The sequence below is a fragment of the Myroides sp. LoEW2-1 genome (assembly GCF_009767705.1).
In the GTDB taxonomy this organism is placed as follows: domain Bacteria; phylum Bacteroidota; class Bacteroidia; order Flavobacteriales; family Flavobacteriaceae; genus Flavobacterium; species Flavobacterium album_A.
In genome coordinates this window covers 1-19,845 of the sequence record NZ_WSPP01000100.1, presented here as the reverse complement: position 1 = coordinate 19,845, position 19,845 = coordinate 1, and the positions used below count along the sequence as shown (strand labels likewise).

The following is a 19,845-nucleotide window of genomic DNA, read 5'->3' as shown; positions in this document are numbered from 1 at the left end:
TCTTTAAGTAATAATCGCTTTTTAAGCAAATACATTTTTCGTAACTTTGAAAAGAGCGTTTATAATTTAAACACAATTCAGCAAACAACAATATGGCAAAAAAAACAAATAGCTTTGAAGATTTAGGAGGTTTTGTTTTCTCTACAAATGAGAATTTCGATTTCAATACCAATGAAGATTTCGAAACACCTGCCCCTCATCTTCAAAAACTGGAAGCTCATTTGGACAAAAAGAATCGAGGCGGTAAAATAGCCACGATTATAAAAGGTTTTGAAGGAACCGAAGATGATTTAAAAGCATTAGCAAAAAAACTAAAAACACTATGTGGTGTAGGAGGAAGTGCTAAAGAAGGTGAAATAATCATCCAAGGAAACTTTAGAGATAAAATAATGGAATATTTAACAAAAGAAGGCTACAAAGTAAAACGTGTAGGTGGATAAATAAATTTTGAATATTATGAAAATAAAAGATTCTGAGCTAATTTTAAATCCTGATGGTAGTATCTACCACTTAAATTTAAGACCTGAGCATGTTGCAAAAGACATCATCTTCGTAGGTGACCAAAACCGCGTTGATCGAATTTCAAAACACTTCGATAAAATAGAGGTTGAAACTCAAAAAAGAGAGTTCAAAACTTGTACTGGAACCTATAAAGGGAAAAGAATTACAGTGATCTCTACAGGTATTGGTCCTGATAATATTGACATCGCTATCAATGAAATTGACGCTTTATTCAATATCGACCTAAATACAAGAGAAATCAAGAAAGATTTGACATCGGTTAATATTGTGCGTATTGGTACTTCGGGTTCTTTACAAGCTGATATTCCTGTAAACAGTTTTGTTTTATCACAATATGGTCTTGGTTTAGACAACTTAATGCGTTCTTACGTAATTGACAAAGTGATCGATACAGACTTAGAGGATGCATTTATCAAACATACTAATTGGGATTTGAGAAAAGGACGCCCTTATTTTGTACAAAATAGTCCTGAACTGGAAGCTAAATTAGAAAGTGACAAAACATTTAAAGGCATCACAGGTACTGCTGGTGGTTTTTATGGTCCACAAGGACGTGTATTAAGACTTGCTATTCAAGATCCTGAATTAAATCACAAAATTGACAACTTCAAATTTGGAGGTCATAGAGTGACTAATTTTGAAATGGAAACATCTGCTATTTATGGCCTTTGTAAATTATTAGGTCACCATGCAGTATCTCTAAATACAATTATCGCTAATAGAGCTAATGGTACTTTCTCTGAAGATCCATATGCTGCTGTTGATAAATTGATTGTGTACACATTAGATAAATTAAGTGCACAATAAAATAAAAAAAGAAGTAATTTAATGATATGAAAAGGTAGTATATTTTTATACTACCTTTTTTTATGCCTTTTAATTCCATACTCAAAAGAAAGAGTCTATCTCAAAAATGGGAAACTCCACCTAAAGTTTAGTCAATCTGAGAAGGACAGGCATTCCCCCTATTATATCACTATAGCTAAGATGAAAGAAGCTACTTCTTTAACTTGAAAATCAAACAATAGCCTAACTAAATATGTTCATTATCTAATGTATAGCTCCAAAATCATGCTTTATAGTGGTTTGAAAAAGTTATCTTTTATCTACCCTTGAAACTTAGCGTAAGTTTACTCATGACTATTGCTTTAGCTATTTGATGATGATTTACCTTTCTCAGGAGGGGTGCAACTAATTCAACCTGACTCAACCCTTAGAAAGGTTCTGATAACTGCTCAATATCTTGCTGTTAATAGCTAAAATTTCGTATACCATATAAAGTCATCAATTAGGAGAAATGAAAACACTTTCCTTGGGCTTTCTTGCGGTTTTCTTGCACCTTCCTTGCGGTTTTCCTGCTGAAAAGGCGTGTTTTCCGAACAAAACCCCTAGCAATCGCCTAGAAACCCCAAAGAAAGCCCAAGCAAGACTGCTTTGATTTATCACTTAAACAAAGATCTATAAAGGTCTTTCTATTCTACTATTCTTTAAAAATGTATAGTATTGAGAGAGAATAACTCCTTTGATTATCCTTCTCCCCCAGGCAACAAGGGGTTTCTCCTCCGATTTTTCTATATGCTAAATACTTAAGTGAGATAAGGAGTAATCAAGAAGGACCACCCTGCGTTCCTTAGTGTTACCAATCATAGTTTAGAACTGATATCTTTCTCTTTCCTGCTTTACTGATTGTTTAGATGCTACATAAATATCCACATCCGACCTTATTAAAGTGATAAAACAGCTCATCGCTTTAACTTTCACTCAAAGTAAAGTTCAAATAAAGTACAAAAGTCAAATCACAGTTCGACAAACTCGTTTAAATACTGATAGACAGTAAACACTTAGACGAATACTTCAAGCAAATCAATATAATTATGATTCAACTTGCATACATAAAAGCGATCAAACCTGAGTTGTATCTATATTAAGAAATTATTATTATTTAGTGTACTTTATATCTATGTTCATTCAATAAAACAAAACATATTCTACTTAAATAAGTTGCTTTTTGCAGTATTATCAACTTTTTCAACAAAAGCTAATTACATTAAAAGCAACAAAAAGAATTAAAACCTTTATTTTACTTTTTGTTTCTTAAATTATTTCACAATAGTTATATACTTTATACTAATAGATTTAAAGTAAAGCATTAATCTACCTGAATGGCATTTTATTTGATAAATAATAAATAATATTATTAAATTTAAGAGCTTAAAATTTTTATTTGAAATGACGAAAGAAGACTCGAGAATAGAGCGTATTAAATATGCTCCCTATAGAGAACGAATAATTGCTGCAGAACAAGCAGCTCTTTTAATTCATGATCAAGCCGTAGTTGGAGCAAGTGGCTTCACTAAAGCAGGAGATAGTAAATCAGTTTTACCAGCATTTGCACAACGCGCTGCAAAAGAGAATGTTGCTATCACACTAATCACTGGAGCTTCCTTAGGACAAACAACCGATGCAGACTTAGCTACTAACAATGCACTTATACGCCGTATGCCTTTCCAAGCAGATGCAGTTCTAAGAAAAACAATTAATAGTGGTCAAGTAAAGTATATCGATCAACACTTAAGTGAAACAATAGAACAATTACAAGAAAAACACATACCTCAAGTAGAGATAGCTATTATTGAAGCTACCTATATTAATGAGGAAGGTTTTATTATTCCTACAACTTCTATAGGAAACTCAGCTTACTTTGCCAGTGTTGCCAAAAAAATAATCATTGAAGTTAACACAGCTATTCCATTGAGCATAGAAGGTATCCACGACAACTGTGTACCAAAAAAACAACCAAGACGCGAGATTATCCCTATTCATACAGTTGAAGATAAAATCGGTGAGTCTTTCATTCGCTTGAATCCTAAGAATGTAGTAGGAGTTGTATTTTCAAGTATAGAAGATACCCCTGCCCTGCTTCCGGAACCTGATCACAAGACATCAGCTATATCTCAACACCTATTAAACTTCTTTGAAGAAGAAGTTAAAAAAGGTAAATTAACCTATGCGTTACTTCCCTTACAAGCAGGTATTGGAAAAGTTGCAAACGCTGTTTTAACCGGATTTAAACACGGCCCTTTCGAGAACCTTACGATGTATTCAGAAGTATTGCAAGACAGTACATTTGACTTAATCGATGCTGGTAAGATGACTTTCGCATCTGGTTCTTCAATTACTGTTACTGAAGAATGCTACAACAGATTGCTTGAGAACTTCGACCAATACAAAGATAAATTAGTTCTAAGACCACAAAACATTAGTAATGCCCCAGAGGTAATCCGAAGATTGGGAATTATCGCTATCAACACTGCTATTGAGTTTGACATCTACGGAAACGTAAATTCAACACATATTGGAGGTAATAAAATGATGAATGGTATTGGAGGTTCTGGAGACTTTGCTCGAAATGCCTACCTAAGTATCTTTGTTACACAAGCAGCATCTAAGGATAATAATGTGATATCACACGTTTTGCCAATGGTGTCCCATGTAGACCACACAGAACACGATGTAGATATTCTTGTTACTGATATTGGTTTAGCAGACTTGAGAGGTCTATCTCCACGCGAAAGAGCTGAAGTAATCATAGAAAACTGTGCTCATCCTGACTACAGAGATGAGTTAAGAGATTATTTCGATAGAGCTGTAAAAGAAGTAGGTGGTCATACCCCACATATCCTTGAAGAAGCTTATAAATTCCACATAAGATTTAAAAATACAGGATCTATGAAATCCTAAACTATTAAAAACTCTACTTAATCAAGTAGAGTTTTTTTATTTAGAATAAACCCATAATTAGATAACTAACAGAATTTGCATTTTTAGTATATTAGCATGAAAATGTATACAATTTAAAAATGAAAAAAGTTAAGATTATAGGGGTTCCCGAACATTTTAATTTACCATGGCACCTTTGTATTGAAAATGGAGAATTCAATGAGATTGGAATAGACCTACAGTGGGAAGATATACCAGAAGGAACTGGAAAAATGTGTCAATTACTACGCAATGAAGAAGCAGATCTTGCCGTTATATTATCTGAAGGAATAATCAAGGATATATCCAATGGCAATCAGACAACAATCGTACAGGAATATGTATCTTCTCCTTTAATTTGGGGAATACACGTAGCAAACAGTTCTCCTATCCAATCAATCGGCGAATTAGAGAATAAGAAAATTGCAATCAGTAGATATGGATCTGGTTCACACCTTATGGCTATTGTACACGCTAAGTCAATGAATTGGGACATCAGTTCACTACAGTTTGTAGTAGTTAATACACTTGAAGGAGCAATAAACGCTTTGACAGATGGAGAAGCTGACTACTTTATGTGGGAAAGATTCATGACTCAACCTATCGTTGATAAGCAGATCTTTCGCAGAATAGGTGAATGTCCAACTCCTTGGCCGTCATTTGTCATCGTTGGTACTAATAAGTTTGTCTCGGAAAACAAGTCCTTGGTTAAGCATATATTGGAAGTTGTAAATACAACAACTGCAGAGTTTAAAAAGATCCCAAGTATCGATAGAACATTAGCAAGTAAATACAACCAAAAACTTGAGGATATACAAAACTGGTTAACACTAACACGTTGGTCTCAAAGACAATTATCACAAAAACACTTTGACAAAATTCAAAATCAATTGCAAGAGTTAGGTCAGATAGAAACGCTAAAAGAATATAAACACATAATACTCTAAGTGGCTTAAATATCCCAGTTTTAAACGATGAACACAGATAATAGAGGTAAAAAAAAATGGTACACTTATATTAGAATTCCAAAACCTTGGGATTCTATCATCATTTTATTACTGAATATTCTGATTACGGTACCTATCTTTATTATCTTACACCACAATATAGTAGACCCTGAATGGCCTTTTCAACTGGATCGTATTTTACTTTTTATCCTCATTGTAGCTATACTTCAATTTTTATTGCAAAAACTAAAGACCCTTTTGCTTATAATACTCTTTTGTTATCTTGGAATACTTACGTGGACAACGATAAAAGGAGGATATGGCTATTATGAAGTTTATGAGGACTACAGGGCAATGGTTTACAATATGTCTGAAGCTCCGGCTCCACAAGATATTATTATCTCTAAGCTATTGCCGTTTCCAAATAAGAACAAAATCATTAGAGCTATTGAGTTCGACAACCCACAGGTAAGGAATTTTGCCTTATTAGCTACGACCAAACACTTTACAAGAACAAAAGGCTACTACGAAAGCCGACAGTTAATCCAGTCCCTTGCTATCTTTAAAGAGATCCGAACGCGATGGAACTACGTTAATGATCCAAAGGGAAGAGAATATATCGCGACAGCATCAGAATCATTAATTCACTTTTCGGGTGACTGCGACGATTATTCCGTATTAATGGCTGCTTGTATTAGAGCTATCGGTGGTACACCACGGTTAATCCATACAAAAGGACATATGTACCCTGAGATGTTGATTCACAACAAAGCGGATTTAGAACAAGCAATATACTTAATCAAAGAAGTTTTGTTCAGAGAAGAAACAAAAGGAAGAGAAATCTATTACCACATTGATGAGAGAGGACAAATCTGGCTTAATCTTGACTATACAGCACGTTATCCAGGTGGCCCTTTCATGTCAGAAGAAATATTAGGACAGTTAACCTTAAATTAAAACAACATATGATAAACAATATTACCCCTTTAATAGCAGGAAGTTTATTTGGCGGACTTGCCATTATCTTTGGTGCATTTGGTGCGCATGCTTTGAAAAAATATATGAAATCTGATTCACTTACGAGTTTCGAAACAGGCGTAAAATACCAGATGTATCATGCAATATTACTTGTAGCAATGGCATTCATGCCTAAAGCAGACCAGTTAGCACACGCTGCTAACATCATTATAATTGGGACCATATTGTTCTCATTTAGTATATATGGACTGACGTTAAGTTCTACTTTTGGTAAAAAAATCAAAATATTAGGTCCAATAACTCCTATAGGCGGGCTTTGTCTAACGATTGGATGGTTTATTATTTTCTTTTACTTTTCATTTATACATTAAGAAATATCATAAATAAACTACCCTATTTATGGTATTTACAACATATCACCTACTAATCATCAAAATATAACAACTATTTTTACCTATATTTGTTATAACAGTTATAAAAACATATACATGAAAAAGATCATAGGACTATTGTCATTTGCTGCTTTAGTAACAGCATGTGGGCAAAGTGGATATCAAATTACAGGATCAACAGAAGACGTTGAAGAAGGTACTGTAGTATATCTTGAAAAGTTAAACTTAGACAATAACCAATTTTTTGCTATTGATTCTACAGTTGTAAAAGACAATTCTTTTGTATTCAAAGGAGCAACTACAAACGCAATTGACCAAGCCTTTATTCACATTGGTGAAAACCCTGGTAGAATTCCTTTTATTCTTGAAGATAATAACAAGATAAAAGTAGAACATTCGAAAGAAAAAAATCTTGTCAGCGGAACTAAATACAATGACGAATATTATAGCTTTATCGCAAAGAAAGATGAATTGACAAAACCTATTGTTGATTTCAGAGCGCAAAATGAAGAAGCTTATATCAAAGCAAAACAAGAGAACAATACTGCAGTTATAGAAGAAATCAAGAATCAAGATCGCAAATTAACTGGAGCTTATGCAGATTGGTATGAAAACTATATCGAAACTAATCGCTCTTCTATTGCTACATTGATCACTTATAATGAATATACTCATAATGGTTACTATTCGAAAGATGAGATTGAACCAATATTTGATAGCTTTTCTTTAGATTTAAAAACAACAACTATTGGTAAAGCTCTTAATGAGTACATATCTAAATTACCTGAGCCTGCAGTAAAAATTGGAAGTAAAGCACCTAACTTCAAAGCACTGACTCCTGATGGAAAAGAATTAGCATTAGAAGATGTTTTAGGTAAAGTTACTCTAATTGATTTCTGGGCTTCTTGGTGTGAGCCTTGTCGTATTGAGAACCCAAACGTTGTAAAACTTTACAATGAATATCACGAAAAAGGATTGAACATCATAGGGGTTTCTTTAGATCAAACAAAAGAGAATTGGGTTGAGGCAATCAACAAAGACCAATTGACTTGGAATCACATTTCAAACCTCGCTTATTGGAAAGAACCAATCGCAAAAGAATATGAGGTAAGAGGTATTCCTGCGACATTCTTATTAGACGAAAATGGCGTAGTAATTGCAAAAAATTTAAGAGGAGATAAACTTAAAGCAAAAGTTGCTGAGTTATTAAAATAATAAACAACTTCGAAAGAGGCTTCATAAGCATATGAAGCCTCTTTTTTATTTGTAAACGGCCATTATTCTTCTTTATAGTCTTAGTGATGTATTGTTTCTAACTGCACAACTCTTTTGTCGTGAAAACATAAAAATAACTAAATAACCATTTACCTTAAGAACATTTATTATACCTTTAGCTTAAAAGAATTAAAAATTATGTTACGTAAATCTGCCCTATTATTAGGAATCGCATTTCTAACTATGAGCTTTTCTTCAAAAAAGCACCCATATACAATCACAGGATCAACACTTCAACAAACGAATGGAAGTTATATCTATTTATCAATATTAGATCCCATAAAGAATGATTTTGTAAAAACTGACTCAACACAGATTAAAAACAACACCTATAGTTTTAAAGGTACGATTACAGCGCCTTCTTATGCTATTTTAACAACAGATGATATAAATGATGCTTTCATTTTAGAACAAGGTCATATCAAGGCTTATAATACTCCACAGAACATCAATACCTCATCTATTACTGGTACAAAGAACAACGATGAATTAGATCAGTTCACTCAGAAAGTTCGCGAAAGTCAATTAGAGTTAACCCGTTTTAAGGATATAAATCAACCCATTCTTGAAAATGCAGTGCAAGAAAACGATGGTAAAACCATTGACGCTATTTCTGCAGAATTTAATACTTTGATAAAAAAGGTTTCGGACGTAATCCTTGATCAATCAGCAAATAAACCAAATAGCTTTACATCGCTTGTTGTCCTTTACCAAAGACTCGACAACGACAATATCTCTCGTGAAGAAGCTTATTACAACTATGCGCAACTAAGCAAAGAATTACAAGAGACAAATATTGGTCAGGCAGTAAAGAGAATGATTGATAAAACTAATGAAACAAAAATTAAAGTAGGTGAATATGCTCCTGATTTTGAAGCGGTAGACTTACAACAAAATAGAATTACATTACTTCAAAACTTAGGCAAGGTCACTATACTTCACTTTTGGGCTCCTTGGTGTCCATCTTGTAAAGAAACAACTCCATTTATCTCTGAATTATTCCAAAAATACAAAGGAGAAGGACTCAAAATCATCAGTATTGCTTTAGACGAAGACAATGAGGAACTTAGAAAAACAATACAAGACGAGAAGTTGGATTGGACACACATATCAGATCCTGCAACCTTGCAAATTAAATATGGGGTTCGAACAATACCTACAGCATTTATTATCGATAAAGATGGTGTAGTAGTCGATATTAACCACTTAGAACCATCAATAGAAGATGTAATAAAATCATATCTAAAATAAGAAAGGTCTGCAATAGCAGACTTTTCTTATTTTAGTCTTGGACATAAACCATTTCCCTTGAAATCCAAACAAGTTCTTCATTAACCTTGAACTCTCTACTTTTTTCAGTGAACTGATATCCTACTTTTTCGTAACATTTTATAGCTCCAATATTCCAATCAAACACATTCAGATAAACTTTCGTTGCCTGTAGCTCTTGCAAGCAATAATCTGTCAATAAAACAATCATTTCTTGTCCATAACCTTTTCCTCTAAACGCTGTATCTCCAATTACAATTCTTGCTAACTTACAAGTATTATATGGCTCTAAGACTACTTCACCTACACCTATCACTGTATTACTAACGATCTCTTGTATTGCAAAAAAAGAAGAACCTTCTTTCTTCATAAAACTAATGACTTCTTCTTCTCGCAATGGATAAGAAAAGGCATCACCTGCAAATTGAAACAACTCTTCTTTCGAAAACCCCCATTTAATCATTGTCGGAATATCCGACAGGTCAAATTCTTTTAATCTAAGCATATTATAATATATATTTGCGAAGATATATCTTTAAAGAAATATTAATCATATTATTTGTAACAATAATATAAGTTGTGCGACACATTAGATATGAATAAACATCTGGAGCCTGAATTTATAACCTTATTGGATAACAATCAAAACCTTATCCATAAAGTATGTCGATTATATACAGTCGACGAGGCTTCTCATAAAGATCTTTTTCAAGAAATCTCCATTCAACTATGGAATGCCTATCCTAAGTTTAGAGGAGATGCTAAATTCACTACCTGGGCTTACCGAATCGCATTAAATACGGCAATCTCTTTATATCGTAAGAAGAAGCGATCAATAGACACTACTTCTATTGACTTTAGTATCCACAAATTTGAATACACAGAGTACAACGAAGAGGAAGAAGAACAGCTTAAAGCAATGTACAAAGCCCTACAAGAATTAAATGACATCGAAAAAGCCCTTGTCTTTCTTTATTTAGAAGATAAAAATTATGATGAAATAGCAGAAACACTTGGTATATCAAGTATAAATGCAAGGGTTAAAATGAATCGAATTAAAACAAAACTAAAACAGCTATTAAATCCATAGTAATACGTTAGATATCATGCAGGAGTTAGATTTACTTAAAAAACACTGGAATCAGCAAAAGGATTTTCCTAAGATTTCAAAAGAAGAGATACAGAAGATGATTCACAAGAAGTCATCGTCTATAGTTATGTGGATTTTCGTGATTAGCATCATAGAATTTATTGTGCTTAATCTACTTAGTTATCTATATTCTTTTAAAGAACAAAACGAAATAGAGTTAAAGGGCAAACCTTTATATTTTCTTGTGGATTACATAGATTATATCTCAGGATTGACTTCTATCGTATTTATTGTATTGTTCTTTTTCAATTACCGCAAAATATCTGTAGCAACCTCAACAAAACAACTCATTGCACAAATATTAAAAACCAAAAAGACAGTCAATTACTATATCTACACCAATCTAATCATTATAGGATTAGTTATTATTCTCGCAACTATCAACTATATTCCATGGACAAATTCAAATATTAACTTTAAACAGAGTATAGTTTTTTTAGCATTAATGGCTGTTTTTTCAGCTCTTTTCATCTTGTTAACTTGGGGGTATTATAAAGTGATTTATGGTTTATTAATCAAAAAATTAATGAAGAACTTTAAAGAATTAGAAAAAATAGATTCAGACAATTAGATATCACTTATTTTAACTAACTTACAACAAAATAAGGAATAGTTTATTTATGACAATTACCCAATTAATATATGCTCTGGCTGTTGCTGAGCACCGAAACTTTACGCTTGCAGCCGAAAAAATATTTGTAACCCAACCTACCTTAAGTATGCAAATACAAAAGCTCGAAGAAGAGCTTGGTGTTCAAATATTTGACAGAAGTAGCAAGCCGATTCAACTAACTGCAATTGGAGAAATTATTATAAAACAAGCTCAGAAAATTGTAGATGAATCAGACAGAATAAAAGATTTAATAGATCAGGAAAAAGGCTTTATTGGCGGAGTCTTTAAATTAGGAATTATCCCTACTGTAGCCCCTACATTGCTACCTATGTTCCTAAAAACATTCTTTACAAAATACAGTAAAGTTCACTTAATTGTTGAAGAGTACACTACTGATGAAATTATCTACAAGCTTAAAAATGGTTACTTAGACGCTGCTATTGTTGCAACTCCTTTGCAAGATAGTGATATCGTTGAAAAAGTCTTGTACTATGAACCATTTGTTGGATATATTCCTCCGCAGTTTAAACAAGGACTAAACAAAGAGATAACTGCAGAAGAATTAGACTTAAAAAACCTCTTACTCTTACAAGAAGGCCACTGTTTTAGAGATGGAATCATCAATATTTGCAAAAATGCAAATGCCTCAGAGGACAGGAGTTTTAAACTTGAAAGTGGAAGTTTCGAAACGCTAATCAATCTATCTAAAGAAGGATTGGGTTATACCCTTCTTCCATACCTACATACAATAAACTTGAGTAGAGATGATCAAGCTAATTTGGTTCAATTTAAAGACCCTAAACCCGCAAGAGAAATTAGCTTAATACACACCAAGAATGAGCTTAAAGTACAAATTATAAATGCCTTATATGATGTTATACTAAGTATTGTAAGAGGCGCCATAGCATTTCAAGATGTCAAGATTATAAGCCCTAAAAAAGCAAAATAATATCATTTAGATAGACAAAAAAAGGGACAATGTTTAAAACATTGTCCCTTTTTTATATCGACTCAATCTTATTTTTGATCTTCTTTGTCTTTAACCACTAATCTGAATCCTTCTCCGTGAATGTTTAAGATTTCAACACTCTCGTCTAATTTTAAATACTTTCTCAACTTAGCGATGTAAACATCCATACTACGAGAAGTAAAGTAATTATCATCTCTCCAGATCTTTGTTAAGGCTACTTCACGAGGCATTAAATCATTCTCGTAGATAGCTAACATTTTTAATAATTCATTCTCTTTTGGAGATAATTTGATTGGCTCATCATTCTCAAAAGTTAAAAATCTTAATTTAGAATTCAAATGGAATTTACCAATTTGAAATTCAAACTTAGTATTATCCGTTTTAACTTCTGAAGATTTTCTATGAATAATTGCTTTTATCTTCATCAGTAAAACTTCTGAATCAAAAGGCTTATTTAAATAATCGTCTGCTCCAACCTTATAACCTTTCAATACATCTTCTTTCATTGACTTTGCAGTTAAGAAGATAATTGGAATTTCCTTATTCTTATCACGGATTTCTTTGGCTAAGGTAAATCCGTCTTTATAAGGCATCATAACGTCTAAAATACAAAGGTTAAAAGTATCTCTTTTGAACTTTTCAAAACCTTCCATCCCATTCTTTGCTAATGTAACCTCGAAATCATTAATGGCTAAATAATCTTTCAAGATTGCTCCGAAATTAGGATCGTCTTCTACTAATAAAATCTTTTTGTTGTTTGTTGTTTCCATGTTATATGTATTAATTTATTAATGGCATTTTTATAATAAATGTACTTCCTTTTCCTTTTTCGCTCTCTACATATACTTGAGCATTGTGTACTTCTACAATTTGTTGAACATAGGCCAAACCTAATCCATGACCTTTAACATCGTGTAAATCTCCCGTATGTTCTCTGTAGAATCTGTCAAATATACGCTTTTGAGCATTTTTACTCATCCCTACTCCTTGATCTTTTACTTTAATCAAGATAAAGTCCCTATAGTTCTCAGTATAAACATCGATTATAGGTCTTTCTTTAGAGTACTTAATTGCATTGTCTAAGATATTTACGATCACACTGGTAAAGTGAAAATCATTACCTAAGACATCAGTTCTAGTAGCATCTAAATGCAAGTTTATATCTCCGCCTCTATCTTGTATAATCAAAGCAACGTGATCAACAGCATTTTCAATAATTTCATGAACATCCATTCTATCCTTCTCAACATCGTAATCGCGCTTTTCCAATTTCGAAATACGCAAGACATTCTCGACTTGAGCATGCATTCGCTTATTCTCGTCCCGTATCATCTTTAGATATCGATCAACTTTTTCTGGATCAGATATCACCTTGGGATTCTTAATAGCATCTAACGCTAAGTTTATAGTTGCAATAGGCGTCTTAAACTCATGCGTCATATTATTGATAAAGTCAGTCTTTATTTCAGAAATTTGCTTCTGTCTAATTAACTGATCAATAGCACTTAGATACGCAGCTATAATAACTACTGTAAAAAGTACTGATAAAAATGTTATTCCAATTAAGGAAGAAAACAAATATTTACTTTTTTCTGGAAAAGACACGTACAAATGATACTTACTTTTCCCACTATTATCTTTCAAGATTGGAACACCATAAGTTGAGTTTTCTTCGTATTCAAACTCATCTGACTTAATCTTAGTAGCCAATCCTTTATTATAAATACCAAATTCAAACTTAGCATTAACACCATACTGCTTTAATTCCTTTTGCAGTAGTTCATGCAAATTATCTTTTGATACTCTTTCATCTACACTTCGCAAAGCAACAATATCTTTGAAATAAATTTCAAATTGCGCTTTGTCTAATAAATCTAATCCACCTGTCTGTTCAATAACCTCATCAGGATAATTTTGATTTATCTCATTTCTCTCAAATCCATTACCGCGATAAATCTCAGTCTTTCTCTTAGAAATAAAATTCTTTACCTTGACTGAATCTGGAGCTTTCTTATCAAAGAGCGAACTTTTTATATTATAGTCCTCTGCTATTAAATAATTCGAGTAAAATATCTCCTCATTGGTAGCAGGGTCTCTCTCGACAATTAAATACTGCTTTAGTTCACTTTGTTTAGGAGCGGTCCCAATACTATCTTTTAACTGATTGTAAAACTTATAGAACTCAGTCGCTTCATTTTGCTGAATTGTATTTGCTACATTTCCAATTACCTGTTGAACATGATATTTAAACTGTTCATCATTATTTCTATATGAGCTTACAATCCAATATAGTTGAACTATTATTATACCTATCAGAGAAAAACTCATAATAGCTACTAATAAACGAAACCTAAACTTACTCATTGATTTTTAAAATTAACATTAAAATAAACACCAATAATAACGATTAACATAAAATTAACTAATTAAATTGAATTTTTTCTCAATTTAATGTCATTAACAATGGAAATTACGCATTCTTTAACCAATTTCATATCAATATTCTCAATAATATAATCGCTTAATGACTTTTTCTTCAAGTCATCCCATTGATTAGCTATAATCTGTCGAATACTGTCTTCCGTTGTGTTATCTCGCTTCTTTACGCGCTCAATTCTTATTTCTTCTGGTGCTGTAACAAGAATCGTAAAGTCACATTCCCTATCCAAACCCTTTTCAAATAGAATGGCTGACTCCTTTATAATAAAATCAGCTGCCTGATTTGCCTGAACAAATTCGAGAAAGTCTTTCTTTACTTCTGGGTGTACTATACTATTTAACTCATTTAACAGTGATTTATTGTCAAATACTACTTCGCGAATCTTTCTCCTATCTAACTTTCCCAAAGCATCGAGCACATTGATTGGAAAAACAGCCTGTATTCTATCTATTACATCTTGTCGATCCATTATATACTTTGCTCTATCATCAGCTATATAAATCGGTATTCCCTCTGCTTCAAACATTTTGGCTACCGTCGTTTTACCACTGCCTATACCTCCTGTTAACCCAACTATTTTCATAACGCTTACCTTCTATTTAAAAAACATCTCTGGCAATGCTTCTTCAGGTTTTCTATTCAAGACAACTATTCTATAAGTAGCTTTAACAAAACCCGTACCATAACCAAAAAATTGTATAAAAACTGACAAAATTGACAAAAAACCTATTTTCAAACTACGCTCTTTTATCGCAGATGTCATAAATACAAGTAAAAAGTACAAAATATAAAGACAAAACAAGTAATAATTTTCAAATAAAATACCTATCAAACTCATAAGTAATCCCAAAATAAAAACACTCGGAAACCAATAGGTTAACTTACTGTACTTTGGATACCTTTTATTTAAAATAGGCCTTGCCTTGCCAAACTTATTTACTTGCGTATAAAATTTCTTCCAGTCTATTCTCCTTTTGTGATAGACATAAGCCTTAGGGAAAAGCTCCGTTTCAAAACCTAATTCCCATAAGCGAATCGTCAAATCAGGATCCTCTCCTGGATGTATTTTACCATAACCTCCTGAAGCTTCAAATGCTTTCTTTGAAATTCCCATATTAAAGCTCCTTGGTTGAAACTTACCTACTCGCTCACTGCCCCCTCTTATACCCCCAGTTGTCATAAACGAGGTCATTGCAAAGTTGATTGCCTTTTGAACATCAGTAAAGCTATCCAATGCTGCATCAGGCCCACCAAAACAATCTACAAACTTGTGATTTAAATATTGGTCTACAATTGTCAAATACTGACTTGGTATTATACAATCTGAATCTAAAACAATAAAATAATCTCCTTTAGCGCGTTGCATACCATAGTTGCGCGAATCACCTGGTCCCGAATTTTCCTTATAATAGTAACTGACTGAAAGTCTGTCTTCATATTTTGCCACTATATCTCGTGAATCAATTGCTGAACCATCCTCTACCACAACCACCTCAAAATCACCTTTATAGGTTTGATTAGTCAAACTATCTAAAAGCTCGTCAATTTCATCTGGTCTATTGTAAAGAGGAATTATGAATGAATAGTACATTTTCCCAATATTTACATAATACTGTAACAAAAATATCGTTAAGTATTGTAATACAAAAATTGATTATTATATTTATCAATACTATTTTATTCTTTATTAGAATTAATACCCCACAAACTAATTACAAAACAATCAAAACATGAACAAAATCAGCATATTATGGGTCGATGATGAAATTGATTTACTTAAACCTCATATTCTTTTTTTAGAAAAAAAAAATTATATCGTTACAACGTGTACTAATGGTCAAGATGCCATTGAACTTGTCAAACAGCAATCATTTGACGTAGTATTCCTTGACGAGAATATGCCTGGGATTACAGGATTAGAAACTCTAAATGAAATCAAAAGTATCAACAGTAGTGTACCAATCATCATGATTACCAAAAGTGAAGAAGAATACATTATGGAGGAAGCAATTGGATCAAAGATATCTGATTACTTAATCAAACCTGTCAATCCGAATCAAATCCTTCTGAGCTTAAAGAAAAACCTCGACGATTCACGATTAATCTCTGAAAAATCAACACTTAGTTACCAGAAAGAGTTCCGCAATATATCGATGGACCTTATAGATGCAAGGACTTATGAAGACTGGATATCTATTTATAGAAAACTGTTATACTGGGAACAAAAATTAGAGACAATTGAAGATCAAGGGTTAATTAATATCTTAGACAGTCAAAAATCTGAGGCCAACAACCTCTTTTGTAAATTTGTCGAGAAAAACTATGAATATTGGATTAATAACCCTGATGACAGCCCAGTATTTTCACATCAAATCTTTAGAAAGTGGATTGCTCCTGAACTAAAAAAAGAAAATGCCAAAATATTATTTGTCGTTGTCGATAATATGCGATACGATCAATGGAGAGCATTTGAGCCTATAATAGGAAATCACTATAAAGTAGAATCTGAATACAGTTTCTTTTCCATTTTACCTTCTGCAACTCAGTATTCTCGAAATGCCATTTTCTCAGGGTTAACGCCTTTAGAAATGTCTGAACATTTCCCACAATATTGGAAGAACGACACTGATGAAGGGGGAAAAAATCTTTTTGAGAATGAATTCTTACAAGCCCAATTAAAGCGATTGCGACTTGACGTAAAAAATGAATACTACAAAATCACCAATCAAAGAGAAGGTAAAAAGTTAGCCGAAAACTTCAAAAGCCTAAAGAACAACCAATTAATTACGATTGTTTACAATTTCGTAGATATGCTTTCTCATGCCAAAACAGAAATGGAAGTTATTAAAGAACTGGCATCTAATGACAAAGCTTATCGTTCGCTAACTGTGAGTTGGTTCAAGAATTCTCCTTTGTTTGAAATGATTCAACAAGCCCAACAAATGGGATACAAAGTAGTCATCACAACCGATCACGGTACAATTAACTGTAAGAATCCTTCTAAGGTGATAGGCGATAAAAACACCAGCCTGAATTTGAGATACAAAACAGGTAAAAGCCTTACTTTTGAAAATAAGGATGTCTACGCAGTGAAAGATCCTAAAAAAATACAATTACCAAGTATTAATTTGAGTAGTTCATTTATTTTTGCAAAGAATGATTTATTTCTCGCTTACCAGAATAACTTCAATTACTATGTATCATACTACAGAAATACATACCAACATGGAGGTATCTCATTAGAAGAATTAATTGTTCCTTTTATTATTTTAAACCCCAAATAAAATGGAAATCACATTTTCTTTAGAAAATATTGATCAGACTGCAGAAACAGTACTAAGAAACATACAGAACAAAGTTGTTTTATTTGATGCTGAAATGGGCACAGGTAAAACAACTTTCATCAAATCATTAGCAAAGCACTTAGGAGTAAATGATTTGACAAGTAGTCCTACGTTCTCTATCGTCAATGAATATCATTCTGCTACGACAAGCGATATTGTCTATCACTTTGACCTATATCGCATCGAAGAAGAAGAAGAAGCCTATGACATGGGAATGGATGAATATCTTGACTCTGGCAATTGGTGTTTTATAGAATGGCCTGAGAAAACGCCTAATATAATTCCCGAAGACCATACTTTAATCGAAATCTTCACTTTAGAAAATGGAGATAGACGATTGACTTTAACAAATAACTAAATACCCTGTAACAATCATGAATTTCTCATCTCCTTTTTCTCAAAAAGATTTAATTCCTCAAGAAGAGTGCCTTATGGTTGAAAGACCTAAAAGCAGCTTATTCATAGGTGTACCAAAAGAAAACTTTGATATCGAAAGAAGAATATGTATCACCCCTGAGGCAGTACATACCTTAACCTCTTATGGTCATAGAATCTTAATCGAAAAAGGAGCTGGCGAAGCTGCGAGTTACACAGATCAAGAATACAGTAAGGCTGGTGCGGAAATTACTGCGGATATCAAAAAGGTTTTTGGCTGTCAGATTATCATAAAGGTTGTCCCTCCTACTTTGGAGGAGATAAAACTGCTTGCTCCATACTCGGTGGCATGGTCAACAATTCAATTAAAAACGCTTGATAACAAGTATTTTAACGCTTTAAGTAAGAAGAAAATCTCTGCTATTGGCATTGATTTCATACAGGACAAATTGGGTTCTTTTCCCTCAACCAGTGCGTTAAGTGAAATTGCAGGAATAGCCTCTATTCACATAGCCTCTGAACTCATGAGTACTATTAACGATGGAAAGGGACTGCTCTTTGGAAATATCACCGGTGTATTTCCCACGGAAGTAGTGATCCTTGGAGCTGGAATTGTAGCAGAAAACGCTGCGCGAACAGCTTTAAACTTAGGTGCAAATGTCAAAGTATTCGACAATTCACTACAAAAGCTAAAAAGACTACAGAACAACCTACCACATCGCATTGCTACATCGACCATACAAGAGAAGATATTGCTAAAAGCTTTAATGCGCTGCGACGTAGCCATTGGTGCTATCCGAGGAAAAACAAGAGCGCCAATCATCGTCAGCGAAACAATGGTAGAAAACATGAAAAAAGGCGCTGTAATCATTGATGTTGCGATTGATAACGGAGGGTGTTTTGAAACTTCAGAACTGACCACACACGAAAAACCTACCATAGTCAAAAATGGAGTTATTCACTATGGTGTGCCAAATATCACTTCCCGTTATTGCAGAACGGCCTCAATGGCATTAAGTAATATACTAACTCCACTCTTATTAGAATTTGTTGAAAACGGAGATCTGGAAGGTACAATTCACAGCGATAATACGATTCGATCTGGAATCTACAGCTACAAAGGACTCGTTACAAATCAAAGTGTGGCAAATTGGTTTAACCTTGATTTTAAAGACATCAATCTTTTCACCTTTTAAAATTTTGGTAAATGATTAGTTTACCAAGTTTGAATTAGTATTTTTGCACAAATTTATTTAAAATGAAATTTACACAACGTTTAGCATACTACTTGTTTGGTATTTTAATTGGCTGTATGTTCTTGGTTTATTTCTTTGGAGAAAAGAAAACTGAATTCTGTTATTTGCCAAACTGCAGAGTATTGAAAGACTTGAGAAGTAAACCTGTAGTTTATTCTCCTGAAGCTGAAAATATCTTTAAAGAGGGATGGGTTACAGACGATGATGTTAGAAATACCTTAACTTATGGTAAAGTTGATTTCTCTAAGAGTAATATCGAGGAAGAAAGTGGTAAACTATACATTGTCAAAGGCAAAAACGAAGCAAAAGAGCCAATCATTGTGGAGATAATTAATTACTCTGATAAAGTCAGATTAAAAAATATTAAAAAGGGAGAATAGATTTTCTCTTTCACCAAAATAGCAAAAGCCAATATCTTTAAGTAAAAGAGATATTGGCTTTTTTAATGGAGTTAAACACCACTATACTGTTATATTTTTAACCCTATCCTTACTTAACGTGAGTTCGACTTAAGCTATTAGTCTATTTTGATCAATAATGTCGTTAATATTATTA

Annotated in this window: 20 protein-coding genes; 15 read left to right on the top strand and 5 right to left on the bottom strand. The window is 33.0% G+C overall.

Annotated elements, in window-relative coordinates; all coding sequences use genetic code 11:
* Positions 1–92 precede the first annotated feature (92 nt).
* The 8 genes from GOQ24_RS06820 (at position 93) to GOQ24_RS06785 (ending at position 9,124) form a co-directional block, all read left to right on the top strand.
* Positions 93–440: a translation initiation factor gene (locus tag GOQ24_RS06820; protein ID WP_155091806.1), complete on the top strand. Its 348-nt coding sequence runs from the start codon at positions 93–95 to the stop codon at positions 438–440.
* Between the two features lie 16 nt (positions 441–456).
* On the top strand, positions 457–1,329 hold the full coding sequence (locus GOQ24_RS06815) for a nucleoside phosphorylase (RefSeq protein WP_155091807.1): 873 nt from the start codon (positions 457–459) through the stop codon (positions 1,327–1,329).
* A gap of 1,422 nt (positions 1,330–2,751) precedes the next feature.
* Positions 2,752–4,263, top strand: coding sequence for a succinate CoA transferase (locus GOQ24_RS06810; protein ID WP_160339362.1), 1,512 nt, complete (start codon positions 2,752–2,754; stop codon positions 4,261–4,263).
* Between the two features lie 119 nt (positions 4,264–4,382).
* Entirely contained in the window at positions 4,383–5,228 is an 846-nt protein-coding gene (locus tag GOQ24_RS06805; protein ID WP_155091809.1) for a substrate-binding domain-containing protein, read from the top strand.
* Positions 5,229–5,255: 27 nt separating this feature from the next.
* Positions 5,256–6,185 carry a transglutaminase domain-containing protein gene (locus GOQ24_RS06800; protein ID WP_155091810.1) on the top strand — a complete coding sequence of 310 codons (930 nt, stop codon included), beginning with the start codon at positions 5,256–5,258 and terminating at the stop codon, positions 6,183–6,185.
* An 8-nt stretch (positions 6,186–6,193) separates the two neighbouring features.
* On the top strand, positions 6,194–6,577 hold the full coding sequence (locus tag GOQ24_RS06795; protein WP_155091811.1) for a DUF423 domain-containing protein: 384 nt from the start codon (positions 6,194–6,196) through the stop codon (positions 6,575–6,577).
* Positions 6,578–6,694: 117 nt separating this feature from the next.
* On the top strand, positions 6,695–7,813 hold the full coding sequence (locus GOQ24_RS06790; protein ID WP_155091812.1) for a TlpA disulfide reductase family protein: 1,119 nt from the start codon (positions 6,695–6,697) through the stop codon (positions 7,811–7,813).
* A 198-nt stretch (positions 7,814–8,011) separates the two neighbouring features.
* The gene (locus GOQ24_RS06785) at positions 8,012–9,124 is read left to right on the top strand and encodes a TlpA disulfide reductase family protein (RefSeq protein ID WP_155091813.1); all 1,113 of its coding nucleotides are present in this window, start codon (positions 8,012–8,014) and stop codon (positions 9,122–9,124) included.
* Positions 9,125–9,155: 31 nt separating this feature from the next.
* Here the strand turns inward: GOQ24_RS06785 and GOQ24_RS06780 are convergent, their stop codons facing one another.
* Positions 9,156–9,647, bottom strand: a complete 492-nt coding sequence (locus GOQ24_RS06780) for a GNAT family N-acetyltransferase (RefSeq protein ID WP_155091814.1) — start codon at positions 9,645–9,647, stop codon at positions 9,156–9,158.
* Positions 9,648–9,737: 90 nt separating this feature from the next.
* On the opposite strand from GOQ24_RS06780, the gene GOQ24_RS06775 reads away from it, so the two are divergent.
* From GOQ24_RS06775 to GOQ24_RS06765, 3 genes are read left to right on the top strand one after another with little or no spacing between them, the layout of a single operon-like run.
* Positions 9,738–10,232, top strand: a complete 495-nt coding sequence (locus tag GOQ24_RS06775) for an RNA polymerase sigma factor (protein WP_155091815.1) — start codon at positions 9,738–9,740, stop codon at positions 10,230–10,232.
* Between the two features lie 16 nt (positions 10,233–10,248).
* On the top strand, positions 10,249–10,863 hold the full coding sequence (locus GOQ24_RS06770; RefSeq protein WP_160339361.1) for a hypothetical protein: 615 nt from the start codon (positions 10,249–10,251) through the stop codon (positions 10,861–10,863).
* Positions 10,864–10,912: 49 nt separating this feature from the next.
* A complete protein-coding gene (locus tag GOQ24_RS06765; RefSeq protein WP_155091817.1) occupies positions 10,913–11,854 on the top strand; it encodes a LysR family transcriptional regulator in 942 nt (313 codons plus the stop codon).
* Between the two features lie 68 nt (positions 11,855–11,922).
* Here the strand turns inward: GOQ24_RS06765 and GOQ24_RS06760 are convergent, their stop codons facing one another.
* The 4 genes from GOQ24_RS06760 to GOQ24_RS06745 all read right to left on the bottom strand — a co-directional run bounded on the left by GOQ24_RS06760 (position 11,923) and on the right by GOQ24_RS06745 (position 15,906).
* A complete protein-coding gene (locus GOQ24_RS06760; RefSeq protein ID WP_155091818.1) occupies positions 11,923–12,645 on the bottom strand; it encodes a response regulator transcription factor in 723 nt (240 codons plus the stop codon).
* Between the two features lie 10 nt (positions 12,646–12,655).
* Positions 12,656–14,239 carry a sensor histidine kinase gene (locus GOQ24_RS06755; protein ID WP_155091819.1) on the bottom strand — a complete coding sequence of 528 codons (1,584 nt, stop codon included), beginning with the start codon at positions 14,237–14,239 and terminating at the stop codon, positions 12,656–12,658.
* A 62-nt stretch (positions 14,240–14,301) separates the two neighbouring features.
* On the bottom strand, positions 14,302–14,898 hold the full coding sequence (gene coaE, locus GOQ24_RS06750) for a dephospho-CoA kinase (RefSeq protein ID WP_155091820.1): 597 nt from the start codon (positions 14,896–14,898) through the stop codon (positions 14,302–14,304).
* Between the two features lie 12 nt (positions 14,899–14,910).
* A complete protein-coding gene (locus GOQ24_RS06745; RefSeq protein ID WP_155091821.1) occupies positions 14,911–15,906 on the bottom strand; it encodes a glycosyltransferase in 996 nt (331 codons plus the stop codon).
* Between the two features lie 139 nt (positions 15,907–16,045).
* Between GOQ24_RS06745 and GOQ24_RS06740 the strand changes: the two genes are divergently transcribed.
* From GOQ24_RS06740 to GOQ24_RS06725, 4 genes are all read left to right on the top strand, one after another.
* Positions 16,046–17,599 (top strand): PglZ domain-containing protein, encoded by a 1,554-nt coding sequence (locus GOQ24_RS06740; RefSeq protein WP_160339360.1) that lies wholly within the window; start codon positions 16,046–16,048, stop codon positions 17,597–17,599.
* 1 nt (position 17,600) lies between these two features.
* Positions 17,601–18,017, top strand: coding sequence for a tRNA (adenosine(37)-N6)-threonylcarbamoyltransferase complex ATPase subunit type 1 TsaE (gene tsaE / locus GOQ24_RS06735; RefSeq protein WP_155091823.1), 417 nt, complete (start codon positions 17,601–17,603; stop codon positions 18,015–18,017).
* Positions 18,018–18,033: 16 nt separating this feature from the next.
* The gene (locus tag GOQ24_RS06730; RefSeq protein ID WP_160339359.1) at positions 18,034–19,230 is read left to right on the top strand and encodes an alanine dehydrogenase; all 1,197 of its coding nucleotides are present in this window, start codon (positions 18,034–18,036) and stop codon (positions 19,228–19,230) included.
* 62 nt (positions 19,231–19,292) lie between these two features.
* Complete coding sequence (locus GOQ24_RS06725) at positions 19,293–19,670, top strand: DUF4258 domain-containing protein (RefSeq protein ID WP_155091825.1); 378 nt, start codon at positions 19,293–19,295, stop codon at positions 19,668–19,670.
* Positions 19,671–19,845: the final 175 nt, after the last annotated feature.